We start from the raw sequence: 24,455 nt of genomic DNA, 5'->3' as shown, positions 1-24,455 counted from the left end.
CGAAGGCTGCGACAACCTGGCCGTCTGCGCGTCCCGGTCCCGGCCCGATATTGCCCGAACCCCGTGCCGTGTTCATGCCATCGATGTCATAATCGGACGTTGTGTGGACAACGCTTGCGCCGCTCATCGGCGTCCTGCTCGGCGGGCTCATGTCGATGCTGGCCCAACGCTCGGCAGGACGCGCCTTGGAACGCGGCGAGGCGCGCCGCAGTGTCCGTGAACTTGCCGAGGCGCGCCGCAACGAGCGTCTCACGCACCTCATCGCATTTCTGTCTGCGGTGCAGGAAGCAGAACGAGTCGCGGTGGATCGGTATCACCACAACCTGGCTGACGAGCAGTGGCAGGCCCGGGCAAGGCAGGTCCTTGACAGGGTGTGGGTGACGCAGAAGACGATCCACGTACTGTGCGCGTCCGAGGTCAGCGAAGCGGCACGCAGCCTCGCGTGGGCAGTACAGGAGGTGATCAGGAAGGGCCCCGAAGACTCGGGAGAGCCACAGGATGAGAAGGTCTGGGCGCACATCCATCCGAGCCGACAGGCATTCCTTGATCTCGTGCGCGACCAGCTAAGTTGAAGCCCCGGGGAGGGATTCGGCAGCTGCCGTGAGGGGCCCGGGACAAGCAGCACCAGCTCCGGCCTCCATTGTGCGGCGAGCGTCATCTACTTCGCCGGCTTCTCGAGGGACGCAAAGCCCGCCTTGGCGCAGGCAGCATGCATGTCCACGGGCCAGCAGCGAGCCATCGAATGGCCCCTTGGCCCATCGGCAAGCTGAGCACGATCACTTCGGAATGACTCGTCTAGCGGATGGAGGGGATACGTTCCGCTTCGGGCGCGGAGGGCTGTGCGGGGAGCCGGGGGAGAGCCGGTGGGACGGGGGTCCCCGACCGGATGTCCTGGAGTCCGCGGCGCAGGCCGTCGCGCAGCACGCGGCCCAGCGGGCGTTCGACGAGCCGGTGGATGATCCATGCGAGCGTCAGCATGAGCGCGGTCACGCCGAGCGCCAGTGGGACGGGCGCCACCCTGTCCCGGAAGTGGTGGATGATCGTCAGCCCGGCCATCATGTGGATCAGGTAGAACGGGTAGGTGACCGCGCCGGCGTGGGGCAGCCAGCGCCACCGGATGCCGTCGAGGAGGCCCAGCGCTATGGCGGCCATGACGAGGAAGCCGAGCGTGATGATCACGTGGGCGGGCCAGGCGGGTGTCCGCTCGGTGACGCCCCGGCCGAGGCTGGTCAGCATGCGGGAGTGTACGTAGTGCTGTGCGAGCACGAACTGGACGCCGACGATCGCCCAGGTGACGGCGCTCGGCCGGAACCGGCGCATCAGGTAGAAGGCGATCCCGGCGATGAAGTACGGAGAGTAGGGCGTGATCGCGAAGAAGGACAGCACACGGTTGTCGACGGTGGGGGCCACGACGGCGGCGACGGTCCAGAGCCCGCAGAAGAGCACGCAGTTGCGGTAGGTAACGCCGCGGATGACGACGGCCGAGAAGAGCACGTAGAACTTGAGCTCGGCGAAGAGTGTCCAGTACGCGTCGTCGACGTGGGGAACCCCGACGCCGCCCTGGAGCATCGAGAGGTTCACCACGACGTCGCTGAGAGCCTCGACCGGCCTCACCTCCGGCCATGTGAACAGGACGAGGGAGGTGAAGGCGATGCCCGTCCAGTAGGCGGGGAACAGCCGGGAGACCCGGGACACCGCGAAGTCCCCCACGGTGCGACCCCAGGCGCTCATACAGATGACGAAGCCACTGACCAGGAAGAACACTTCGACGCCCAGCCAGCCGTAGACGGCGAGCCTGCTGGCGACCGGGAAGACGCCCACGGTCGGTTCGCCCCATGCGCTCTCGAGCACCACGTAGTGGTAGAAGACCACGGCGAGCGCGGCGAGTATCCGAACGCCGTCGAGAGCCGCCAGGCGCCCGCCGGCGCCGGCGCGGCTCCGGCCGCCGATCGGCTGCGGTCCGCCGTCAGAACTGCGCGCGCTCATCCTTCGACCGCCCCTCACATGGACGGCTGTCCGGTTACCGCCGTCAGGTCAGCGGAACTGTACAGCTCACTCACAGGAATGCTCTGGGGAGCGCCTGCCACTCGGCGGACATCCGCGGTGATACCGGGACGGCTCGGCCCTGATGGCTGCCTTGGAAAGATGTCCCTCTAAGCCGCCACTGCGGGGCTTGCTCACCGACACCTGCGGGCGCGGCAAGATATCAGCCCTTCGGGGGCTTGCCCGGATGTTTATCCAATGGTGATGGTCCTCCCGCCGGGACACCACCCGTGCCACTAGCGTCCCGTGACACCCCGGGAATGCGGGTGTGCACCGCACGGCACGTGCGGAACCTCCGGCCCCGCCACCCCTCCCGGCCTCGGACCAAGGAGGCACTGTGCTGTCATTCCGGCGGCGACCCCTCAGCAGCTATTCGGTCGCCACGAGATACATGGTCGGAACCGGCTTCGTCATCACCGCTCTCGTCCTCACGTTGATCGCGCTGCTGGTCCCCGTGGACAAGTTCGGCGGCCGGGCCGCGGCCGCGGCCGGGCAGCCCGCCGCCGAGGACGACGGCGCCGGGATCCTGAGTACGGCGTACGGACCGCTGACCCCCGCGGACCGGGACTTCGTACGGAAGGTACGGCTCGCCGGCCTGTGGGAGCTGCCCGCCGGTCGGCAGGCCCAGCAGCGCGGGACGCGCGCGTCGGTGCGGACGGCCGGGGAGCACCTGATCGAGGGCCACGCCGACCTGGACCGGCAGGTCATCCAGGCCGGCCAGGCCCTCGGGATCGACCTGCCCAACCAGCCCTCCGAGCAGCAGCGGGGATGGCTGGACCAGCTGACCCAGGCCCAGGGGGACGAATACGAACGACTGTTCGTACAGCTGCTGCGCCGAGCGCACGGGAAGGTGTTCGCGCTGGTGGCCCAGATACGGGCGCAGACCAGGAACTCCAAGGTCCGCGCCCTGGCCACATCCGCCAACACCACGGTCCTGGACCACATCACGGTCCTCGAGGACACCGGGCTGGTCGACTTCGACGCGCTCGCCGTCCCCGACAAGACCCCTGCTCCGTCCACTGTCCGACCGACGAAGTGAAGTGAAGTGATCGCATGAGTGAAAAGGGCCATAAACGCCCCCGTTTGTCGAACAAGCTCCTGGCCGTGGTCTCCGCCCTGGTACTGGGCGGCGGTGGGGTCGCCGTCGTGGCAGGCAACGCGAACGCGGGCCAGGACGGCAACCGGACCGGCGACCGCGCGGCGCAGGTGGTCGCCACCATCGACTGCCCCGACGTGGGTGACCGGCTGACCGCCGTACCCGACCAGGCGCGGACCGAGGTCGACGAGAGCCTCGCCCAGCTGGACGTCCAGGTGGCCGACGCCTACCGGCGCCTCGCCGCCGGAGAGGCCGGGGGCGACGCCCTCCTCGGCGAGCTCCGGGTGCAGCGCGAGGGGACCATCAGCCGCATGTCCGACGCGATAGCCCGCTCCGCCGCCCGCCCGGAGGAGCTCAAGTCCCTGAGCGGGTGCGAGATGAAGCAGGCCTCCGCCCAGGACGACGCGGCAGCCGATCCGGCCGCGGCTGCGGCTGCGGGCCCGGCGGACGCGGGCGCCGCCCGGAGCATCGGGGGGAAGGGCGGACCGGCGCGGAGCGACTTCGTCGACATCACCAGGATCCGGCCGAACGTCCGCGCCCCCGGGGCGTCGGCCGGAGCGTCCACGGGGTCCTTCAGCTCGCAGTGCGGACGCAACGAGAACGGCCACTTCAACCCCGACAACGTGATCGTCGCCCCCGGAGTCTCCAACGGCGCCCACCACATGCACGACTACGTGGGCAACAAGTCCACCGACGCCTTCTCCACCAACGACAGCCTCGCCAAGGCCGGTACCACCTGCGGCAACGGCGACCTTTCCAGCTACTACTGGCCGGTTCTGCGGCTGCGCGACGGGAAGGCCGAGAAGGACGCGAAGGCGCCCGGAGGCGGCCAGGACGCGAACGTCGGGACGATCCTGCGGCCGAAGCAGGTGACGATCACCTTCAAGGGCAGTCCCGTGGGCAAGGTCAAGGCCATGCCCCGCTTCCTGCGGATCATCACCGGTGACGCCAAGGCATTCGCCAACGGCAACGCCAACGCCAACGCCTCGTGGAGCTGCACGGGCTTCGAGAACCGCCAGTTGAAGGACAAGTACCCGGTCTGCCCCAAGGGCAGCGACGTGGTGCGCACCTTCACCTTCCAGAGCTGCTGGGACGGGCGCAACACCGACAGCGCCAACCACCGCACCCACGTGGCCTTCCCGGACAAGAGCGGCCGCTGCCCGAAGGGCTTCAGCGCCATTCCGCAGCTGGTGCAGCGGATCACGTACGGGGTCGCGCCGGGGGCCCGGTTCGCCGTGGACAGCTTCCCCGAGCAACTGCACAAGCCGGTGACCGACCACGACGACTTCATCAACGTGATGCCGGACCGGCTCATGGCCACCGCGGTGGGCTGCATCAACGGCGGGCGCACCTGCCGCTGACGCCGCGCGCACGTCCCCTCCCCCAGCTCCCGGACGAGACGCTCCCTCCCCATGCGCGGCGCCCCGCCCGGGACAGGTGTTGGCCCGAAGCCGACTTCGGGCCAACACCGCATACCTGCGCCCAGCCGGGTCCCGACCCTACGAGGAGTGCCATGTCCGGCTCCATGTCCGGCTCCGTGTCCGGCTCTCGTGAATCCGCGGACGGTCCGCACCACCCGGGCGGTGGCAAGGCGCCGCCGCCCTCCGACGGGGAACTCACCCGGCGGCTCAGGAGGGGCTTCGGCTCGGGCGCCGCGGACGCGGCCGTGTGCGATCTCCTCTACCGGCGCCACCGGCGGGCCGCCCTCGCGTACGCGCGCACCTGCTGCCGCACCCCGCAGGACGCGGAGGACCTCGTGTCGGAGGCCTTCCTGCGGACCCTGCAGGCCGTCCGCTCCGGCGCCGGGCCGCGCGGCCCCTGGCGCGCGTACCTGCTGGCCGTCGTCCGGCACACCGCCATGAAGTGGAGCGACGGTGACGAAAGGACCTTGCTCACAGCGGAGTTCGACTCCTGGTGCGAGCAGGCCGCCGCAAGCGGTGACCCGCAGCGCCGGCTGCTGGCCGGCGAGGACCGCAGGCTCATCGCCCGGTCCTTCCACACGCTGCCGGCGCGCTGGCAGGCCGTCCTGTGGCACACGCTCGTCGAGGAGGACTCGCCGCACGAGGTCGCCGCGCTGCTGGGCATCACCCCCAGCGCGGTGACCTCGCTGGCCTTCCGCGCCAGGGAAGGGCTGCGCGAGGCGTTCCTGCTCGCCCATCTGGACACCGCGGCCGACGCCCGGTGCGACCACTACAGCCACATGCTCGGCTCGGCGGTCCGGCGCAGCCGTACGCACCAGCCCCCCGGCCTGGCCCGTCACCTGGCGGCGTGCGGGCCGTGCGCCCGGGCGTACGAGGAGCTGCTGGACCTCAACTCCACGATGCGGGGGGCGGTATCCGCGGCTCCCGCCGCCGGGTAGGTACGGGCCGGCCCGGCGCCCGTACATCGGGACCGGCTCTCCGTACGACCGGACCGGCCCTCCGTACATCCGGCCCGGCCCTCCGTACGACCGGACCGGCCCCCGTGCGGACGGGGCCGGGCCGGTCGTACGTGGCTGCTCACAGGCCGTTGACGCGCGCCATCCGCCCGACGACCACGGGCGTGAAGTCCGCCGTGACCACGCGTGCCGTCCGGCGTCCCACCCGCGAGTGCTGACGCCGTACCTGGGCCATCAGTCGGCGGCTGCGCAGGGCCATCTCCAGTTCGAACCGGGTGCGGGGGTCCCGCAGGCCGGGTCCGAAGAGTTTCTCCAGCTGTCGCATGCGGTACCGCACGGTCTGCGGATGCACGCTCAGGGCCTTGGCCGCCTCGGGGGCGCCGCCGCCCTCCAGCCAGGCGAGCAGGGTCACCTCCAGCCGCTCGCTCTGGCGCGGGGTCAGATCCGCCAGCGGCCGGAGCCAGCGGGCGGCCAGCGCGTGGGCCAGGGGCTCGTCCTGGAGCAGCAGCAGGGTCGAGAGGTGGTCGTCCACGAAGACCGCGCGGGCCTCCAGACCGGCGCGGGCGGGGGTCAGGGCGAGCAGGCGCAGCGCCCAGCGCAGCGAGGACGCGGTGTCCCGGAGCGGGACCGCGTGGCCGACGGCTGTGAACCGTCCGCGCAGCGGGAGTTCGAGAGGGGCCCGGGTGTCGGGATCGGGGCTCGGGACCAGGAGGCAGGGGCGGCCCGCGAACATGCCGGGGAGGGCGTCGTCCAGGACGGCCGCCAGCTGCTGGGCCTCGCCGGGCGTGGCCGGCACGATGGCCCGTACGGCCACCGGGAGGGGCCAGCCGGCCGCCTCCGCGAGCTCGGCGAGGGAACTCTCGGAGGGGGCACGGTCATCGGTGAGGGCCTTGAAGAGGTCCTGGCGCGCCCGGTCGCCGCCGGGCCGGCCTGGCCGGCCGCCGTGGGGACCACCGTGCTGGCCGCCGTGGGGACCACTGTGCTGCCCGCCGTGCTGCCCGCCGTATTGTCTGACCTCCGCCCCGATCTCGCTCGCGCGCTCGTGCTGCTCCTCGCTCGCGCACACGCGTTCGTCCGGTCCGGGTTCCAAGTCCACTGACTGCTGCTCGTGTTGCTCCACGTGCCGGCCCTGCTGCCGGTCCTCGTGCTGTTCCGGTTCCTTGCCCGAGTGGCAACCGCGGGCGTCGCGGTAGCCGAGAGCGGTGAGAAGGGCCTCTTCCACGCACTGTCTGAGCAATTCGTCGTCGATGGCATCGTTGTCATCGGTAAGTGTGGAAAATCCCGGAATTCCATGCAGAAGCTCCTCCACTATCTCGGCGGCCAGCGCGGGGAGTTCCCTGCGCAGGACGCGGGTCCACTCGCCTCGGGGGCGGGACCAGATGCGGTTCAGAAGTTCGCACATCGTTTCCTCGTTCGTGCCGGGGTGAGGCCTGTCCGGTGGCTGAGCGACAAGCCCGCCGAGGTTGCCTCTCTCGCCAACAGCCCTGTTGAACAAGAGAGTTGCGGTCCTCGTACTCCCTCCTGGAGGGGTCCGGCCAGCTACGGTCCCGTGGTTTTGCCGTGATTTTGCCATGGAGGACGCGTAGCCGGCGGGCGGTGCGGTGGCCTGTCGAAACCTCCGCTGGAGGGGAATCTTCCGGGGTTGTTCGATGCGCCGTAGACGCGGTGCGAGAAATTATCACGTTTCGATAAATCCTGTGGAGGTGCCACGCAGCTCCACGATGCTTCTGCACTCCGGCCCCACGCTCCTCGGCCGGCGCAGGAATTCACAGCGCTGCCGGGCTCGACCGACAACAACCCCCGGGTGCCGAGCGCCAGGTGACACGTGCTCGGATCCCAGGCGCACAGGAGATCTGGATGCCCCTGCCCCAGCCGCACATACGCCGCTCGCACCGGGCGCGCCGCAGGAGTCGTCACCCGGCGACGGTCCCGGCCGTCGCCGCGGCCGTCGTCTCCGTCATCGTGGTGGCCCGCGCGGGCGCCCTGACCCATGTATGGGATTTCCTCGACTTCGGGGCGGGCGTGCTCTCGCTCGTCTCGCTCACCGCCACCGTCCTGTGGGGGCTGCTGGCCACCGACCGGGTGCTCCTCGGGCCGGGCCACAGGCTGCTCGCCCAGGCCGCACACCGCGGCCTGGCCGTGGCGGGGCTGTCCTTCCTGGCCCTGCACATCTGGGTCAAGGTCGCGGAGCAGCAGGCGTCGGCGGCCGCGGCGGTGCTGCCGTTCGCGGACGCCGACCGGCCCGTCCTCATCGGACTCGGCACGCTCGCCGGTTACCTCTTCGTGTCCGTCGCCGTCTCCGGCGCGGTGCGCAGCGTGTTCGCGACCAAGAGCCGCTCGCTGTGGTGGCGAGCCCTGCACTTCGGCGCCTATCCGGCGTGGGGCGCGTCCCTCGTGCACGGGCTGAAGTCCGGCCGCTCGGGCGGCGTCTGGGTGACTGCGGCCTACGCGCTCTGTCTGATCGGCGTCGCAGGCGTCCTCCTGCTCCGCGTCAAGACGAGGGCGCGGAGTGCGCGTTCCCGCCCGGCGGCCGCCGTCCCGGGCCCGCGTCAACGTCCGCGTCTGCGCTCGGGCCCGCGTCCGGGCGCGGTGGGCGGGGTGCGTCCGCTGGTGTCCACGGGGCCGGCCCCGCTGTCCCGGCCCGCGCCCCGGCCGTACGCCGCGTCCACACCGGGCGGTGCGGGAGGGAGACGGCAGTTGTACGGTGAACAGCCCGCCGGCGCGGAGCGGTGGCTGTGAACGGCGGGCCGCGGCCCAGCCTCGGCTGTGTGGGCGCTCCCAGGCTGCTGGCCGGACTCGACCAGCTTCCGCGACTCGACCGCGCCGCCCATCTGGCCGCCCACGGCACCCTGCCCCGGTACCGCCCGGACGAGCTCGTCGCCCTCGCCGAGGACATCGACCTGCGGGGCCGCGGCGGAGCGGGGTTTCCCTTCGCACGGAAGCTGCGGGCGGTCACCCGGTCGGCCCGGGGGCAGGACGCGCCCACCGCTGTCGTCGTCAACGGCAGTGAGGGCGAGCCGAGTTGCCTCAAGGACAAAGCACTGCTGTTGCACGCTCCGCATCTGGTGCTCGACGGGGCCCTGCTGGCCGCCGCCGCGCTCGGCGCCGAGGACATCGTGGTGGCCGTCACCCGGGAGGACGTGGAGCAGTCGGTACGGGACGCCGTTGCCGAACGCGGCCCGGCCGGCCGCCGGGTGCGTGTGACGCGGCTTCCCGAACGCTTCGTGACCGGGGAGGGGACCGCCATGGTCAGCGGACTCAACGGTGGTGCGACGCTGCCGTCCGGGCAGAAGGTGCGGACCAGCGAGAGAGGCCTGGGCGGGGTGCCCACCCTGCTGTCGAACACCGAGACCTTCGCCCAACTCGGCCTGGCCGCACGGCTGGGCGCCCGGGAGTACCGCGGCACCGGCCTGCCGGCCGAGCCGGGCACCGTACTGCTGACCGTCGCCGGATCCACGGTGGTCGAGGCGCCGACCGGTACGTCCCTGGCGTACGTCCTGGAGCTGTGCGGTACCGGTCCCGGCCAGGGCGTCCTGGTCGGCGGCTACCACGGCAGATGGCTGGATCCGATGTCCGCGCGCTCCGCGCAGGTGTCGCGGCAGTCCCTGACGTCGTTCGGCGCGGTGCTCGGGGCGGGGGCAGTGCTGCCACTGCCCGAGGACACCTGCCCGGCGGGCGAAGTGGCCCGGGTGACCCGGTGGATGGCGAAGGAGTCGGCGGGCCAGTGCGGGCCCTGCGTACGCGGGCTGCCCGGGCTCGCCGACGTCCTGGAGGACGCCGTCCGGGGAGGGGGCGGCGAAGCCCTGGAGATGGTGGAGGCGCGGCTGACGGCGGTGCGGGGCCGCGGTGCGTGCAGCCATCCCGACGGCACCTCGCACTTCGTGGCCTCGGCGCTCGCCGCCTTCCCCGACGAGTTCCACGACCACGCCCTCGGCGGCGGGTGCGGCCGGCGGGTGCTGGGAGCCCTGCCGCTGCCGCGGGACGAGAGTCCGGAGCGGCTGGTCGTGGACTGGACCCTGTGCAAGGGGCACGGCCTGTGCGTGGACGTCCTTCCCGAGGTCGTACGGCTCGACGCGGACGGTTACCCGGCGAAGGCGTCCATGCCGGTGCCGGCCCGGCTGCGGCCGAAGGCGCTGCGCGCGGTACGACGCTGCCCCGCCCTCGCGCTGCGCATCCAGGAATGAGTCGGTGCACGGCTGCGGACCGCTCGCGGGTTCAACCTTGGCGCGATCTGACAAATTCCAACGCTCATCCGTTTTCACCGCCCCGGGCCCCGTATGAATTACCGGAGGGACGAACGGAAACGCGGGACCGAACCTGAAGGAGAGATCGTGAAGAGAATGCGTCGTGAGATATTCGCCGGGTCGGCGGTCGCGGTACTGCTGCTTACGGCTGGATGCGGCCTCGGCGACAATTCCCCGGGAAAGGGGAATTCGGTGCAACCGGTCAGTGACAGCAAGAAGATCGGGTCCGCCTACGGCGCCGACGGCTCGTACGGATCGGATGCGGATTCCGGAACGGACGCGGGGTACGGGAGCGGTTCCGGCGCCAACCCTGCGGGCGGGGCCGGGAAGAACAGCCCCGCCGGGGAGCTGAAGGTGGCGGAGGTAGCGAACGTGGGCGGCGCGGTCACCGACAGCGGGGGCTTCACGCTCTACCGGTTCGACAAGGACACCGCGAAGCCCCCCAAGTCCAACTGCGAGGGGGACTGCGCCGCGGCGTGGCCGGCCGTGGCGGCGGACGACGCGACGGCGGGCGCGGGGATCGAAGCGGGCCTGCTCGGCTCGGTCGCCCGCGCCGACGGCACCCGGCAGCTGACCCTCGCGGGCTGGCCGGTGTACCGCTACGCGAAGGACGCCAAGGCGGGCGACGCGCTCGGTGAGGGCGTCGGCGGCACCTGGCACGTGCTGGGAGCCGACGGAAAGCCGGCAGCAGCCGCCAAGAAGGCGCCGGCGCAGGGCGAAGAGCTGTCCATCACGAAGAACGTCATGCTCGGCGACATCATCGCGGACGCGGAGGGCCGGACGCTTTACCGGTTCGACAAGGACAGTGCCTGGCCGATGAAAATCGGTTGCCTCGATGCCTGCCTGGACACCTGGAAGCCCGCCAAGCCCGTCGACAAGACGAAGGTGTCGGGAATTGCGGCCGAACTGATCGGCTCGGTGAAGCGTCCCGACGGTTCGGAACAATTGACGATCGACTGCTGGCCGGTTTATTCGTTCACCGGTGACAAGGCGCCCGGCGATGTCCTCGGGCACAACAAGCAGGGCCTCTGGTTCGCCGTGACCGACAAGGGAAAGAAGGCGAAGGCGGCGAGCTAGGACCGGCCCGCGACGACCCGTGGTGCCCGGGCGCCTCCCCCGCCCGGGCACCACGCCCCCCGATCAGCCGATGAGCCGATGAGCCGATGAGCACGCGAGCAGATCAGCCGATGAGCCAGTGAGGAAGAAGCAATGCCGCTGCCGACCCCCCGCCCGCACCGCCGGGTTCTCCGCGCCCTCGCGCCGGCCACCGCGGTGTGCGCCGTGCTGCTGACCGGGGGCTGCGGCGGAAGCCCGGCGGCGCAGGGTACGCACAGCGCCCACGTCACCCACATCACCCCCGAGAAGGAGACCGGAGCGCCGACCGCGTCGATCGAGGAGATCGCTGCGGCAGTCGGCTGCACGGCCCATGTCGAAGTCCAGGCGGACGAGTTGCGCCAGGGCGGCTGCGAGACCGGGCAGGGCGCCTACCGCATGGCCACCTTCACCGCCGACGAGGGGCAGCGCTCCTGGCTGGCCGAGTCGCGGATGTACGGCGGCACCTATCTGGTGGGGAGCCGATGGGTGGTCACCGGTCCGTCGGAGGATGCGCTCGCCGCCCTGCGCGGCCACATCGGGGGCACCATCGAGATCGGCACCGCGCACAGCGGCCACCACTGAACAGGTGCGCTCTCACCGGGCAACGAACGCGGCGTGTCAGCCAGTTGTCCGGATATCGGCTCATTCATGGGGCGCACAAGGCCTGGCCTTCGGGATGATTCGCCTCGTCTCGGCATGCAACAGGGTGAGGGGGTAAGCGACTTCACCGAAAGCAAGGACGGCCACCGTGCGCCTGAAACGCCTCGCACCGCTGCTCGCCACCGCCGGTCTCATCGCCTCCACCGTGCCCGTGCTGACCGCGACCCAGGCCTCCGCCGCGCCGGAGGCGGAGTACCTGAAGCAGAAGCCCGCCTGGCACCGGTGCGCCGACAGTCAGCCGGCCTCGTACGAATGCGCCACCCTGAAGGTCCCGCTCGACTACAAGCGCCCCCAGGGTCCCGCGATCGACCTCGCGATATCCCGGGTGAAGACCGAGAACCCCGCCAAGCGGCACGGCGTCATGCTCCTCAACCCGGGCGGGCCGGGCGGTTCCGGGCTCGACCTGCCGCTGATGGCAGGCGAGTTGATGCCCAAGGAGGTACGGGACCAGTTCGACCTCATCGGCTTCGATCCGCGCGGTGTCGGTGCCAGCAGCCCGATCACCTGCGGACTGACCGACACCGAGCAGAACTTCGACCGGCCGTACCGGCCCGAGACCTTCTCCTCCGACGTGACGTGGGCGCGTACGGTCGCGGACAAGTGCCGCGAAAAAGCCGGTTCCGTGCTGCCGTACATCACCACCCGCAACACGGCGCGCGACATGGACGTGATCCGTGCGGTGCTGGGCGAACGCAAGCTCTCGTACCTGGGCTACTCGTACGGGACCTACCTCGGCGCGGTGTACTCGCAGATGTTCCCGGAGCGGACCGACCGCTTCGTGCTGGACAGCGGCGTGGACCCGCAGCGGATCTGGCGCGGCATGATCCAGGTGTGGGCGACCGAGGCCGAGCCCGCCTTCGCGCGGTGGACGGGCTGGGCGGCCGAGCGCTCGGCGCAGTACGGGCTCGGCGAGACCCCGAAGGCGGTGTCCGACACCTTCTGGGCGCTGGTCGAGCGCGCCGACCGGGAGCCCTTCGACTTCGAGGGGCTGAAGGTCACCGGCGACCTCATCCGTGCCGCGCGCGGGGTGTTCTTCTACCCGGCGCAGGCCACTCCCCTGGTCGTGGCCCTCAAGGCCGCTGCCGAGGGCAAGCCGCAGCCCGCGGGCCCGGCCCCGGCAGAGCTGATGCGGATGCTTTCGGGCGGCGGGGCGGGCGAACCCGCGTCGGACAACGGCACCTCCGTCTTCTGGGCCGTGGCCTGCGGGGACACGGGCAGCTGGCCCCGCTACACCGAGCAGTACGAGCGCGACGCGGCGAGGGACAAGGCGAAGTACCCGCTCTACGGGGACATGGCCTCCAACATCAAGCCCTGCGCCTTCTGGGACAGGCCGGCCGAGGCGGCCACGCCGATGAACAAGAAGGCGAACGTGCTGACGGTGCAGAACGAGTGGGACTCGCAGACCCCGCTCACCAGCGGCCAGGGCATGCACCGGGCGCTGAAGGGCTCGCGGATGGTGCTGGCGGCCGGCGGTGAGGGCCACGGCGTGTACCTCGTCGACCCCGCCTCGTGCGTCAACGCCCCGGTCAACACGTACCTGGCGACGGGCCGGCTGCCCGCCGAGGACGTGACCTGCCAGAGCCCGTCGGCCGCTGCCGGGCGGCGGGTGTCCCCGACCCCGTCGAAGCCGCTGCCGTTCCCGTCCGGCCCGGCCCGGTTCTGACCGCTAAGCGGTCTCGGGGAAGTAGGGTGCGTTCCCGTGCCGGGCGGCTCGGGGACGTGACTCACTTCCCCGAGCCCGCTCAGGCCCTGGCTGTATTGCCCTGGCCGCAGGGCGATGATGCTCCTATTGGCAGTCAAGGGGGCCAAGAACCTGATGGTGGTCCGGTCAGGTTTGGTAGGGGTGAAGAGCGACGCTCTCCGATCCGACGCTGATCTCCACCCAGGACTTGTCCATGCTGCTGGGGATAGGTGACGCCAGGTCGAACAGCACGGACCAGTAGCCCATCTGGAGATAAGCGGCTCCGTCGTCGGTCAGATGAAGGCGGCCGCGCATGATCACCCGGTCGCCTTCCTGCCGGAGTTCCGGCTCGGTGGCAGAGGCCGGCCGGGTGTTCTGGCCCCAGTGGATGTCCGGGTCGACGGTCCATTCGATGAGGTGCTGGCCGTCGGCTTCTTGCGGATCACCGCGCCAGAGCACGACGGCGGATCCGATGGGGGTGTGAACCCGAACTGTCATGTGCTGCTGCCGGGCCTGGGGCAGGCTCTCTGTGCGGACGAACATCGCCTCATCATCCATGACGTCACGTCTCGGGATCGAGGAGTTGTCTGGTTGCCAAGGTCATGCGGCGGTGAGCCAGTCTCGGTAGGCGCCTGCGAGGTCGTCGTCGCGGCGTGTGCCGCGTTCGATGCAGGAGATGACGGCCGGCCAGACGCCGAAGTGCTCGGCGACGGTGGTCAGGGTGATGTTCTTGGCCTGGCGTGCCGGCCGCAGGTCGGAGACGTCCGGGACGCTGACCGGTGTGGTGAGGTAGCGGAAGATCTCCCGGGCGATCGCGCGCTTGAGTAGGCGGATGATCTCCTTCTTCGTGCGTCCGGCGGCGGTCTGCCGGGCGACGTATTCACGGGTGCGGGCGTCGCTGGACATGCGGACGAGAGCGACGCGGTAGAGGGCGGCGTTGGCTCCGCGGTCGCCGCCCCGGGAGAGGCGATGACGGTTGGTCCTGCCGCTGGAGGCTGGGACGGGTGCGCCGCCGCAGAGGGCTGCGAAGGATGCCTCAGTGCGCAGTCGGTCGGGGTTTCCGCCGGCGGTCACCAGGAGCTGGGCCGCGGTGTCCGGACCGACACCGAACGCGGCGCGGAGGCCGGGATTGTGCTCGGTGGCGGCGGCGTCCAGGGCTGCGGTCAGAGTGTCGTGTTCCGCGGTGAGGGCCTGGACCCGGCGGGCGAGGGTCTTCAGCGCGGTCAGGAGGGCGACGCGTGGTCCGTCGCCGGTGGGGCGAAGCCGGGAGAGGGCGTCGACCTGCGTCTTGCCTCGCAGGGCGGTGTACTTGATGCGGATGTCGTCCGGGGCGGTGATGAGGATGTGCGCGATCTGGTTCAGGGTGGCGGTGCGGGCCTTGACGGCGGACCGGGCGGCGTTGTGTAACGCACGTATGCCGCTGACGGTGTCGTCCTTGGGGACGACCGATGCCCGCCCGGACAGAGCGGCGCGGGCAGCCGCATAAACGTCAATGGGATCCGACTTGCCGATCCGGCGCCGCTCGGCCTTGTCGGGCCGGTTGACCTCGACCACGGTCATGCCCGCCCGGCGAGCGGAACGGGTGAACCCCAGGCCGTAGGAGGAGGTGCCCTCGACGCCGACGGCGGTCACGGTGCCGTGCGCGTTCAGGAACGCGATCGCCGCGGTGTATCCGGCTGCCACGGTGGGGAACTCGGCGTCGGCGACGTGACCGCCCCGGTCGGTGATGACAGCGACGTGGATCGTGTCCGCGTGGGAGTCCACTCCGCCGAACACCGCATCCAGCTCGGTGGCGGGCGTGGTCGTCGCGTCATCCTGTGTGCTGCCTTCCTGGCTGGCGGTGACACCGGCCGGGTGGGTCAGACAGGACATTGAGGGGGCCTGTGGCCAGGCTCGTATCAGGTCATGCTCCACCTGGCCGGAGCCATGAGAACGGGCCCCGGCAGCCGGACGGTACAGCCCGAAGACAGCCCAGCAGGGGGTCAGTCAGACCCTGAGCCACGACCACCGGAACCCGCTACGAGTATCAATGTCAGACCCCTCCGCTACGGTTCCGCCATGGTGAACTTCGTACTCGTGGCAGGCGTATGGCTCGGATCGTGGGCGTGGGACGAGGTGGTGCCGGAGCTGCGTGCGGCCGGGCACGGGGCCCACGCCCTGACGCTGTCCGGCCTCGCCGAGAGGCAGGGGGTACCGGCCGGGCAGCAGACCCATGTCCGGGACATCGTCGAGGAGATCGAGCGTCTCGATCTGCGCGATGTCGTCCTGGTCGGGCACAGCTACGCGGGCATACCGGTCGGCCAGGCCGCCGAGCGGATCGGGGACCGGCTGGCCGGGGTGGTCTTCGCCGACTCCAACGTCCCCGCCGACGGGGAGTCGTTCCTCGACGGCTGGCCTGCCGGCCGGGCGATGGTGGAGGCCTCGATCGCCGCGAACGACGGCTTCTGGGCGCCGCGGCCCGCGCCCGACTACGCGGGCCAGGACCTCGGCGCCGAGCAGGTCGCGCGGATCGTGGGCCGGTCGACACCGCACCCGGGAGCCACCCTGACCGAGCCTGCCGTACTGGCCCGCCCGCTCGACGAGCTGCCGGCGACGTACATCAAGTGCCTGCTCGACGGCCCCGAGCCGAGCGCGGACGTGGCCAAGCTGCTGACCAGCGAGAACTGGCGGCTGGTCCGGATCGACACCGGCCACTGGCCGATGTTCTCCCGGCCCCGCGAACTGGCGGGAATCCTCCTCGACGCGGCCGCGCGCTAAAGCGGTCTCGGTGATGCGGGCTGTTGTTCGGGTTTGAGACGAGGCAGGGAGGGGCTGCCTCATGCCGAAGATCCTGCGTGTGGAGTTGACGTCTGATCAGGAACGCGAGGTGCGCGAGCGCCTGTGGGCACGTGATCTCGTGCCCGGTACCAGACTGCGTCTGGAGTGCATACGGCTGATGGGACGGGGCCTGACCGTGCCCGAGGTGGCTGACCTGCTCGAATGCAACGAGGTCACCGTGCGTGGTGCGGTCCACCGCTTCACGGCGGGAGGGTTCGACGCGTTGGCGGACGCCCCGCGCCTGGGCCGCCCGGCCTCGGTCACCCGTGAGGACCGCGAGGCGCTGGCCGCCCTGCTGGACGAGTCCGCCCGGCAGGGCCGTACCTGCCTGCCGCCGCGTTGTGTGACTGGCTGGCCGCGGAACGGGGGGTGCGGGTCTCGCCGGCCTGGCTCACCGAGTTGTTTCCACCGGGACGGGTTCCGGTGGAAACGGACCCGGGACACGCTGCGGCACAAGGCCGACCCCGTCCTCCAGCAGGCCGCCCGGGCCCAGCTGGAGGATTTACACGGCGTCGAAATCTTCTACCTCCCGCCTCGCAGCCCCGAACTGAACGACATCGAGCGGGTGTGGCGCTCGGCGAAGTACGAGGACTACCCCGAGCGCGTCCACACCACCGCCGAAGCGGTCGGCACCGCAGTCGATCAGGCCCTGGAACGTCAGCGGGCACGAATCAAAGGATCAGCAGCCAACTTCACCAAAGCCGCTTAGCGCCTGAGGGACGCCTCCGCGGCCGCCTTGATCCTGCGGCCGGGGGGCGGGGGCGTCCTTGCGGGACGCGCTCACCGCGAAACCGACGAGCAACTCGCCCGGGCCTTGGACTTCGCGGGTGTTGAAGGTACGGCTCCGGGTGCGGTCGCCGGGGAGGGCTTCGAGGTCGTAGCCGCCCTCCGCGGTGACCGGCGCCCGTCCTTCACGATCCCGGACGCCCCTCCGGGTCGCAGGTCACTTCCTGCTTCCGGGTGGCCGGGGGCACGGCGCCGGCAGCACCGCCGCGGGCGGCGCGCAGTGGCGTCAGCATCCCGGCGCCGACGATCAGCAGGCAGAACGCCCCGCCGGCCAGGCTGACCGCCGGGACCCCGTGGCGGTCGGCCACCACAGTGAGCACGGCCGCGCCCACCGGGCCCGAGGCGTTGTGCACCGTCCAGAAGGCGGAGGTGACCCGGCCGAGCAAGTGGTCGGGGGTCACCTCCTGGCGCAGGGTCATGCTGGAGACCCCGCCCAGGGTCATCCCGAACATGAACACGGCGGCGAGCACGGCGATCACCGGCACACTGCGGCTGACGCCGATCCCCGCCACGGCGACGCCGATCAACGTGACGGAGACCAGCCAGCAGGGTCCGAAGCCGAGGATCCGGCGCAGCCTCCCGGCGCCGAGGGCCGCGGCGACCACGCCGGCCCCGCTGACGGCGATCACATAACCGACGGTGGCGGCGTCCCGGTCCAGGTCGCTCCGGACGTGGAAGATCAGCAGGTCGACAGCGCCCATGGTGACGAAGGTCAACAGGGTGAGCAGCACCGTCAGCGGACGCAGCAGCGCGTGCCTCCACAGGAAGCGGAAGCCCACGACGAACACTTCTCGCAGCATCCCCGCCCGCGGCCCCGCCGGGTCCGCGCCGCCGTCGGCGGCCCGCCGGAACCTCACCCACCCCAGGCTGACGGCGGAGACGAGGAAGGTCGCCCCGTCCGCGCCCAGCGCCCAGTCCGGGCCCACCGCGGCCGTGATGAACCCGGCCGCGACCGGCCCGAGGAGCGTCCCGATGGCGAAGGTGCCCATCAGCCGCGCGTTGGCGGCGGTGAGGTCCTGCGTCCGTACCAGGTTCGGCACGGCCGTCACGTAGGCCACGTCGAAGAGCGTCTTCAGTACGGTCGCCAGCGCCGTCAGTACGTACAGCAGCCAGATCCGCGGCCCGCCGGCCCACCAGACGACCGGCACGGCGCCGAGCAGCACCGCCCGCGTCAGATCACAGACGATCATCAGCAGGCGGCGGTCCACCCGGTCCACCACGTATCCGGCGAACAGCCCCGTGGCGATGGCGGTGGCCCCGAAGACGACGGTGATCAGGCCCAGTTGCACGACGGACCCGGTGGCTTCGAGGACCAGCAGGGGAAGCGCGAGCATCGAGACGGACCCGCCGAGGACGGACAGCGCCTGGCCGAGCCAGAAGATGTTGAAGTCCCTGTTCCGCCCCAGCGGGCGCTGCTCACGGGGAAGGCACGGATCAGTCAAACCGGACGAACTCCCGTTCCGCACTCGGCGCGTGTGTGGCGTGCGACGGAAAGGACGTCGACACCGGGACGCTACGTGATGCGATCCCGGTGCGCCCTGCATTTATTCCTCCGGCTCGCCCTTACCGGCCGTGGGTGAGGGTGGTGTTGCCGGTGACCGTGCCGTCGGTGCCGGACACGGTCACCGCGTGACGTACCCCGTCCGGTCCGATGACCACGGCCCGCCACGCGCTGCCGCCGCCCTCCTGGCCGACCACCCGTACGCTCTCGACCTTGCCGCCTTCCACCGCGCCGGCCGCCTTCTCGACGGCCTGACCGATGGCCAGCGACGGCAGCGGCGCCGCCGCCTTCGCGGAGTCTCCCGGGGCGCCGTGGCCGCCCTTGCCGCCGCGCTCCTTGAGGGCGCCGAGCTCCTTCGGGCCCAGCCCCTTCACGTCGAAGCGCATGCGCTCCCGCTTCTCCGCGGCGTCCCCGGGGCCGCGCTTGCCCACACCCTCGTGACCGGGCCCGGCCCACGCCATGCGCGGGCCCCCGAACGGCCTCGCCCGGTCGTCGTGGTGCTCGGCCACGGCCACGGCCACGGCTCCCCCGCCGACGATGACCGCGGCCGCGCCCAGCGCCGCCCAGCGGGCGCCCTTGGTCCGGGGCACCAGACGGCCCAGGGGCACGCGCTTGCGAACGCCGGATTCCCGGGCGGTCTCGGGCTGCTCGGACGGCGGGACGGACTCAGACATACCGGCACTCCTCATACACAACCGGGCACCGCACCCGGATCGTTCCCGAGCATGCCGAGCGGATGCTGAAGCCCACCTGAAGCCAGCTGAAGACCTCTTCAGCCGGCCGCGGGCCGGGCCTGAGACCCTGTCGGCATGCGCGTACTGGTGGTGGAGGACGAACGACGGCTGGCCGTGGCCCTGCAGCGGGGACTTCAGTCGGAGGGGTTCTCGGTGGACGTGGCCCACGACGGGCCGCAGGGCCTGTGGATGGCCACCGAGCACGACTACGACCTGATCGTGCTCGACATCATGCTGCCCGGCCTGAACGGCTACCGGGTGTGCGCGCGGCTGCGCGCCGCCGGCAACGAGTCGGGGATCCTGATGCTCACGGCCAAGGACGGCGAGTACGACGAGGCGGAGGCGCTGGACACCGGTGCCGACGACTTCCTGTCCAAGCCGTTCTCCTACCTCGTGCTGGTCGCCCGGCTGCGCGCGCTGGGGCGGCGTACGGGCCGGCGCGGCCCGCAGGCCATGCGGTTCGGCGACCTGTCGCTGGACCCCGCCCGGCACTCCTGCGCCCGCGGCGACACCGAGATACGGCTGACCGCTCGGGAGTTCGCTGTCCTGGAGTACCTGGCCCGGCGCCCCGGCGAGGTGATACCCAAACGGGAGATCCTGGAACAGGTGTGGGACAGCGCCTTCGCCGGGGATCCCAACGTGGTCGAGGTCCACGTCAGCGCCGTACGCCGCAAGATCGACACGCCGTTCGGCCGCACCGCCCTGGAGACCGTGCGCGGTGCCGGCTACCGCCTGGCGGCCGACGGTGGCTGAGACAGCGCTCTCCGGCCCGGCCCGTCGGCGTCGCCTGCGAGACGTCCTCCGATGGCCGCCGCTGCGGCGGCTGTGGCCCACGACCGTCCGCGCCCGCGCCACCGTGGGCGCCGTGGTGGTGGTCGCCGCGGCCCTGGCCCTGGCCTCCTTCGCCCTGCTCGGGCTGCTGGAGGCCGAACTGCTCCGCAACGCCGAGCGCGACGCCGAACGGCAGGCCGAGACGGTCGCCCAGCTCGCGGCCACCGGAGACCTCGAACGGATGCGGCCGCCGCTGCACGGCGTCGACTTCGTCCAGGTGGTGAACGCCCGCGGCCGGGTGCTGCGCGCGACCCCGAACCTGGCCGCGGCTCCTTCGATCGCGCCCGTCAAACCCATGCGGCCCGGTACGGCCTTCCACACCTGGCGGATCGGCACGCTCGGCGGCGAGCACCGTCAGCGGGTCGTCCAGGTCACCACCGACACCCCGCAGGGCATGGTCACCGTCTTCGTCGGGACCTCGCTGCGCGATGTGGACGCCGCCGACGACACCACCACCGCCGCCCTCGCGGTCGGCGGCCCGCTGCTGCTCGCCACCGTCGCCCTCGTCACCTGGCGCGTCACCGGGCGGGCGCTCGGTCCGGTCGAGGCGATCCGGGCCGAGGTCGCCGAGATCACCGACCGGGACCTGCACCGCCGGGTCCCCGTACCGCCCACCCGCGACGAGGTCGCCCGGCTGGCACAGACGATGAACACCACCCTGGACCGGCTGGAGTCCGCCGGGAACCGCCAGCGCGAGTTCATCGCCGACGCCTCCCACGAACTGCGCAGCCCCATCACCGTGCTGCGCACCCAGCTGGAGGTGGCCCTGGCCGTCCGGGACCCCGAGCTGTGGCCGGAGCTGATCAGCGGAGCGCTGGAGGACATCGAACGGCTTCAGCAGCTCGCCTCCGACCTCCTGCTGCTCGCCCGCATCGACGCCGCTCAGCCCGTCGCGGCGGTCCGGCTGGACCTGGGCGCCGTGGTCGGCGGCGCGGTGGATTCACGCCTGGGCGACCGCGTACCCGTACGCACCGAGCTGGCGTCCGGCGTCGAGGTGGAGGGCAGCGAGCTGTGGCTGACCCGGGTCGTCACCAACCTGCTCGACAACGCCCAGCGGTACGCGGTCGGGCGGGTGGACGTCGTGCTGCGCACCACCGGCGGACCGCACGGACGGACCGCCGTGCTGGAGGTCGTCGACGACGGGCCGGGCATCCCGCCCGGCGACCGGGAACGGATCTTCGAGCGCTTCACCCGGCTCGACGACGCCCGCAGCCGCGACCACGGCGGAGCGGGCCTCGGTCTCGCCATCGCCCGGGACCTGACCGCCCACCACGGCGGCACCCTCACCGCAGAGGAGTCCGTGCGCGGGGCCCGGCTGGCGGTCCGGCTGCCGGCCTCGGCCCGTGACTGAGGAGCTCAGCCGAGCAAGGCGTCACGGTAGAGGCCATGGCCGAGGCTCAGCCGAGCAAGGCGTCACGGTGGAGGCCGTGGCCGAGGAGCTCAGCCGAGCAAGGCATCACGGTGGAGGCCGTGGCCGAGGAGCTCAGCCGAGCAAGGCATCACGGTGGAGGCCGTGGCCGAGGAGCTCAGCCGAGCAGGGCGTACACGGTGGAGGCCGTGGCCGACGGCTCGGCGGCGCCCTCGGGGGTCATGGTGATGTCGGCGAAGGCCATCCGGCGGCCGAGTTTGGTGACCCGTACGTGGATCAGCACGTCGGCGCCGGCCACCGGCCGCTGGAAGCTCGTCGACTGCTGAACGGTGGTCATCGGCCCGTACGCTCCGCGCGCGGCGGAGATCGCGATGACGGTGGCGGTGTCGGCGGCCGCCATCAGGGCCTGGCCCGAGAGGCCGCCGCCGTCCCGGGCCAGGGTGTCGGACCACGGCAGCCGCAGGACGGCGTGCCGGTCGCCGGTCTCCTGGACGGTGAGACCGAGGGCGAGCACCCAGGGGGCGAAGTTGTCGGCGAGGACCTTGTCTGCGTCTGCGGGTGAGAACGTCACCGGGAGATTGTGGCGGCCCGGCCGGGCCGCCACAATCCCTTTCGGCCTGCGGGTCTCAGAGGGTCGCGGCCAGCTCCGTGCCCTGGCGGATGGCCCGCTTGGCGTCGAGTTCGGCGGCCACGTCGGCGCCGCCGATCAGGTGCGCTTCGACGCCGGCCTCGCGCAGCGCCTCGTACAGGTCGCGGCGCGGCTCCTGGCCGGTGCACAGGACCACCGTGTCGGCGGGTACGAGGCGCTGCTCGCCGCCGACGGTGATGTGCAGGCCCTCGTCGTCGATCCGGTCGTACGCCGCCCCCGCGACCGAGACCACGCCGCGGTGCTTGAGCTCCGCGCGGTGGATCCACCCGGTGGTGGTGCCGAGGCCGGCGCCGACCTTGGTCTCCTTGCGCTGGAGCAGGTGGACCTGGCGCGGCGGGGCGGGGCGCTCGGGCTTGGCGAGCCCGCCGGGGCCGGTGTACGTGGTGTCGACGCCCCAGTGGCGGAAGTACACCTCGGGGTCCTGGGAGGCGCCCTCGCCACTGTCGGTGAGGAACTCGGCGACGTCGAAGCCGATGCCGCCGGCGCCGACGACGGCGACGCGCTCGCCGACCGGGGCGCCGTCGCGCAGCACGTCCAGGTAGGTGACGACGTTCTCCCCGTCGACGCCCTCGATGTCGGGGGTGCGGGGGGTGACGCCGGTGGCGACGACGACCTCGTCGTAACCCCGGAGGGTGTCCACGTCGGCGCGGGTGTTCAGCCGGACGTCGATGGCGTGGGCGGCGAGCTGGGTGCCGTAGTAACGGATGGTCTCCTCGAACTCCTCCTTGCCCGGGATGCGGCGGGCGATGTCGAGCTGGCCGCCGATGTGGCCGGAGGCCTCGAAGAGGGTCACCTCGTGGCCGCGTCCGGCGGCGGAGACCGCGCAGGCCAGTCCGGCCGGGCCGGCGCCGACGACGGCGACGCGCTTCTTGAGCCGGGTGGGGGCGAGGACCAGCTCGGTCTCGTGGCAGGCACGCGGGTTGACCAGGCAGCTGGTGATCTTGCCGCTGAAGGTGTGGTCGAGGCAGGCCTGGTTGCAGCCGATGCAGGTGTTGATGGTCTCGGAGCGGCCGGCCGCGGCCTTGGCGACGAAGTCGGCGTCGGCGAGGAAGGGGCGGGCGAGGGAGACCAGGTCGGCGCGCCCGTCGGCGAGCAGTTCCTCGGCGATCTCGGGGGTGTTGATCCGGTTGCTGGTGACGAGCGGGATGCCCACCGCGCCCATCAGCCGCTTGGTGACCCAGGTGTAGGCGCCGCGCGGGACGGAGGTCGCGATGGTGGGGATGCGGGCCTCGTGCCAGCCGATGCCGGTGTTGATGATGGTGGCGCCGGCCGCCTCGATCTCCTTGGCGAGGTGGACGACCTCGTCGAGGGTGGAGCCGCCGGGGATCAGGTCCAGCATGGAGAGGCGGTAGATCAGGATGAAGTCCTCACCGACGGCCTCACGGGTGCGGCGGACGATCTCCAGCGGGAAGCGGACGCGGTTCTCGTACGCGCCGCCCCAGCGGTCGGTGCGCTTGTTGGTCGCTGCGGCGATGAACTCGTTGATCAGGTAGCCCTCGGAGCCCATGATCTCGACGCCGTCGTACCCCGCGAGCTTGGCGAGGCGGGCGGCGCGGACGAAGTCCTCGACCGTCCGCTCGACCTCGATGTCGGTGAGCTCGTTGGGGACGAAGGGGCTGATCGGGGCCTGGAGGGGGCTGGGGGCGACCAGGTCCTTGTGGTAGGCGTAGCGGCCGAAGTGGAGGATCTGCATCGCGATCTTCCCGCCCTCGGCGTGCACCGCCTCGGTGATCACCCGGTGCTCGGCGGCCTCGTCCTCCGTGGTGAGGCGGGAGCCGCCCTCGAAGGGGCGGCCTGCGTCGTTGGGGGCGATGCCGCCGGTGACGATCAGGCCGGCGCCGCCGCGGGCGCGCTCGGCGTAGAAGGCGGCGAGGCGCTCGAAACCGCCCTCGTGCTCTTCGAGGCCGGTGTGCATCGACCCCATGATCACGCGGTTCGGCAGGGTGGTGAAACCGAGGTCCAAGGGGCTCAGCAGGTGCGGGTACCGGCTCTGGGACATGGGGGGCGCCTCCTCGCGCGGGGGTGATGTCCCTGTTCTAGCGAGGGCGGCCCGGTTTTGCAACTAGGTGCAAAACCGGGTGCGAGCGGTCCGGCCCGGAATCCCCGGCGCCAGGGGCCCGGCCCCTCCCCGCCTGTGGCGGACTTCACGCCTCAGGCTGCATCGCCGAGAGGCGCCGCACGAAGACGACGGCCAGTCCCGCCGCGACGGCGAAGAGAGGTCCGCGGCCACCAGCGCGGAGCCGCCCCTCGCGTCCGCGGTCGTGGCGGCGGCGCCCACCAGGTTCCCGGCCTGCGACCCACGAGGGCCGCGGGGGCCATCGGTGGCGGGAGCCGCGACCCGCCGAACCCGCCGGCCCGGGCGGTGACGGGCAGCCTCCGGCCGCGCCCGGCCCGGTGCCCAGCACCGTGCTCGTCCCGAGCGTGTCCAGGGCCAGGTACCGGTCGAACCCGGCTGCCATGGCGAGCAGCCGGGTCGCCGCGCACAGGCCGAGCAGCAATCGCCCTGTCGGGACGGCTGCGGATCCCCGTGGACACCGCGCACCTGGCCGCACTGCGCGACGCGCTGCGGGCC

General features: G+C 71.7%; 21 protein-coding genes. 13 read left to right on the top strand and 8 right to left on the bottom strand.

Going from position 1 to position 24,455, the window contains the following annotated elements; translation table 11 throughout:
• The first annotated feature begins 101 nt into the window (after positions 1 to 101).
• On the top strand, positions 102 to 572 hold the full coding sequence (locus AB0D48_RS16620) for a hypothetical protein (RefSeq protein WP_361761053.1): 471 nt from the start codon (positions 102 to 104) through the stop codon (positions 570 to 572).
• Positions 573 to 795: 223 nt separating this feature from the next.
• On the opposite strand, the gene AB0D48_RS16615 is transcribed toward AB0D48_RS16620, so the two are convergent.
• Complete coding sequence (locus AB0D48_RS16615) at positions 796 to 1,986, bottom strand: acyltransferase (RefSeq protein WP_362396415.1); 1,191 nt, start codon at positions 1,984 to 1,986, stop codon at positions 796 to 798.
• Between the two features lie 394 nt (positions 1,987 to 2,380).
• On the opposite strand from AB0D48_RS16615, the gene AB0D48_RS16610 reads away from it, so the two are divergent.
• The 3 genes from AB0D48_RS16610 to AB0D48_RS16600 all read left to right on the top strand — a co-directional run bounded on the left by AB0D48_RS16610 (position 2,381) and on the right by AB0D48_RS16600 (position 5,498).
• A complete protein-coding gene (locus tag AB0D48_RS16610) occupies positions 2,381 to 3,082 on the top strand; it encodes a DUF4142 domain-containing protein (RefSeq protein WP_362396412.1) in 702 nt (233 codons plus the stop codon).
• 14 nt (positions 3,083 to 3,096) lie between these two features.
• Positions 3,097 to 4,500, top strand: coding sequence for a DUF1996 domain-containing protein (locus AB0D48_RS16605; protein WP_362396409.1), 1,404 nt, complete (start codon positions 3,097 to 3,099; stop codon positions 4,498 to 4,500).
• Positions 4,501 to 4,652: 152 nt separating this feature from the next.
• Entirely contained in the window at positions 4,653 to 5,498 is an 846-nt protein-coding gene (locus tag AB0D48_RS16600; protein ID WP_362396406.1) for a sigma-70 family RNA polymerase sigma factor, read from the top strand.
• A 139-nt stretch (positions 5,499 to 5,637) separates the two neighbouring features.
• Here the strand turns inward: AB0D48_RS16600 and AB0D48_RS16595 are convergent, their stop codons facing one another.
• Complete coding sequence (locus AB0D48_RS16595) at positions 5,638 to 6,918, bottom strand: helix-turn-helix domain-containing protein (protein WP_362396403.1); 1,281 nt, start codon at positions 6,916 to 6,918, stop codon at positions 5,638 to 5,640.
• Positions 6,919 to 7,373: 455 nt separating this feature from the next.
• Here AB0D48_RS16595 and AB0D48_RS16590 point away from each other — a divergent pair, with 455 nt between their 5' ends.
• The 5 genes from AB0D48_RS16590 (at position 7,374) to AB0D48_RS16570 (ending at position 13,178) form a co-directional block, all read left to right on the top strand.
• Positions 7,374 to 8,255 carry a hypothetical protein gene (locus AB0D48_RS16590; RefSeq protein ID WP_362396400.1) on the top strand — a complete coding sequence of 294 codons (882 nt, stop codon included), beginning with the start codon at positions 7,374 to 7,376 and terminating at the stop codon, positions 8,253 to 8,255.
• Positions 8,256 to 8,284: 29 nt separating this feature from the next.
• On the top strand, positions 8,285 to 9,700 hold the full coding sequence (locus AB0D48_RS16585) for an NADH-ubiquinone oxidoreductase-F iron-sulfur binding region domain-containing protein (protein ID WP_362396397.1): 1,416 nt from the start codon (positions 8,285 to 8,287) through the stop codon (positions 9,698 to 9,700).
• Positions 9,701 to 9,793: 93 nt separating this feature from the next.
• Positions 9,794 to 10,837: an SCO0930 family lipoprotein gene (locus AB0D48_RS16580; protein WP_362396393.1), complete on the top strand. Its 1,044-nt coding sequence runs from the start codon at positions 9,794 to 9,796 to the stop codon at positions 10,835 to 10,837.
• A gap of 132 nt (positions 10,838 to 10,969) precedes the next feature.
• The gene (locus AB0D48_RS16575; RefSeq protein WP_362396390.1) at positions 10,970 to 11,437 is read left to right on the top strand and encodes a hypothetical protein; all 468 of its coding nucleotides are present in this window, start codon (positions 10,970 to 10,972) and stop codon (positions 11,435 to 11,437) included.
• A 166-nt stretch (positions 11,438 to 11,603) separates the two neighbouring features.
• Positions 11,604 to 13,178 (top strand): alpha/beta hydrolase, encoded by a 1,575-nt coding sequence (locus AB0D48_RS16570; protein ID WP_362396387.1) that lies wholly within the window; start codon positions 11,604 to 11,606, stop codon positions 13,176 to 13,178.
• Between the two features lie 165 nt (positions 13,179 to 13,343).
• Here AB0D48_RS16570 and AB0D48_RS16565 read toward each other — a convergent pair whose 3' ends face one another.
• Positions 13,344 to 13,754: a hypothetical protein gene (locus AB0D48_RS16565; RefSeq protein WP_362396384.1), complete on the bottom strand. Its 411-nt coding sequence runs from the start codon at positions 13,752 to 13,754 to the stop codon at positions 13,344 to 13,346.
• A gap of 42 nt (positions 13,755 to 13,796) precedes the next feature.
• The gene (locus tag AB0D48_RS16560; RefSeq protein ID WP_362396381.1) at positions 13,797 to 15,068 is read right to left on the bottom strand and encodes an IS110 family transposase; all 1,272 of its coding nucleotides are present in this window, start codon (positions 15,066 to 15,068) and stop codon (positions 13,797 to 13,799) included.
• A 186-nt stretch (positions 15,069 to 15,254) separates the two neighbouring features.
• Here AB0D48_RS16560 and AB0D48_RS16555 point away from each other — a divergent pair, with 186 nt between their 5' ends.
• A complete protein-coding gene (locus tag AB0D48_RS16555; RefSeq protein ID WP_362396378.1) occupies positions 15,255 to 15,953 on the top strand; it encodes an alpha/beta fold hydrolase in 699 nt (232 codons plus the stop codon).
• A 61-nt stretch (positions 15,954 to 16,014) separates the two neighbouring features.
• Entirely contained in the window at positions 16,015 to 16,722 is a 708-nt protein-coding gene (locus AB0D48_RS16550; RefSeq protein WP_362396375.1) for a helix-turn-helix domain-containing protein, read from the top strand.
• Between the two features lie 202 nt (positions 16,723 to 16,924).
• Here AB0D48_RS16550 and AB0D48_RS16545 read toward each other — a convergent pair whose 3' ends face one another.
• Together AB0D48_RS16545 and AB0D48_RS16540 are read right to left on the bottom strand one after the other, a co-directional pair.
• Positions 16,925 to 18,241 carry an MFS transporter gene (locus AB0D48_RS16545; RefSeq protein ID WP_362396372.1) on the bottom strand — a complete coding sequence of 439 codons (1,317 nt, stop codon included), beginning with the start codon at positions 18,239 to 18,241 and terminating at the stop codon, positions 16,925 to 16,927.
• Between the two features lie 121 nt (positions 18,242 to 18,362).
• Entirely contained in the window at positions 18,363 to 18,974 is a 612-nt protein-coding gene (locus AB0D48_RS16540) for a hypothetical protein (protein WP_362396369.1), read from the bottom strand.
• A 135-nt stretch (positions 18,975 to 19,109) separates the two neighbouring features.
• Between AB0D48_RS16540 and AB0D48_RS16535 the strand changes: the two genes are divergently transcribed.
• The gene (locus AB0D48_RS16535) at positions 19,110 to 19,787 is read left to right on the top strand and encodes a response regulator transcription factor (protein WP_362396366.1); all 678 of its coding nucleotides are present in this window, start codon (positions 19,110 to 19,112) and stop codon (positions 19,785 to 19,787) included.
• Positions 19,780 to 21,216, top strand: coding sequence for an ATP-binding protein (locus AB0D48_RS16530; protein WP_362396363.1), 1,437 nt, complete (start codon positions 19,780 to 19,782; stop codon positions 21,214 to 21,216). Before AB0D48_RS16535 ends, AB0D48_RS16530 begins: the two co-directional genes overlap by 8 nt.
• 175 nt (positions 21,217 to 21,391) lie before the next feature.
• Here the strand turns inward: AB0D48_RS16530 and AB0D48_RS16525 are convergent, their stop codons facing one another.
• Positions 21,392 to 21,805 carry a PaaI family thioesterase gene (locus AB0D48_RS16525; protein ID WP_362396360.1) on the bottom strand — a complete coding sequence of 138 codons (414 nt, stop codon included), beginning with the start codon at positions 21,803 to 21,805 and terminating at the stop codon, positions 21,392 to 21,394.
• Between the two features lie 55 nt (positions 21,806 to 21,860).
• Positions 21,861 to 23,882, bottom strand: a complete 2,022-nt coding sequence (locus AB0D48_RS16520) for an NADPH-dependent 2,4-dienoyl-CoA reductase (RefSeq protein WP_362396357.1) — start codon at positions 23,880 to 23,882, stop codon at positions 21,861 to 21,863.
• Positions 23,883 to 24,455: the final 573 nt, after the last annotated feature.

The organism is Streptomyces sp. NPDC048269 (genome assembly GCF_040652395.1).
Taxonomy (GTDB): domain Bacteria; phylum Actinomycetota; class Actinomycetes; order Streptomycetales; family Streptomycetaceae; genus Streptomyces.
Note: the sequence above shows the minus strand (reverse complement) of the source record. Positions and strands in the feature narration are given on the sequence as shown.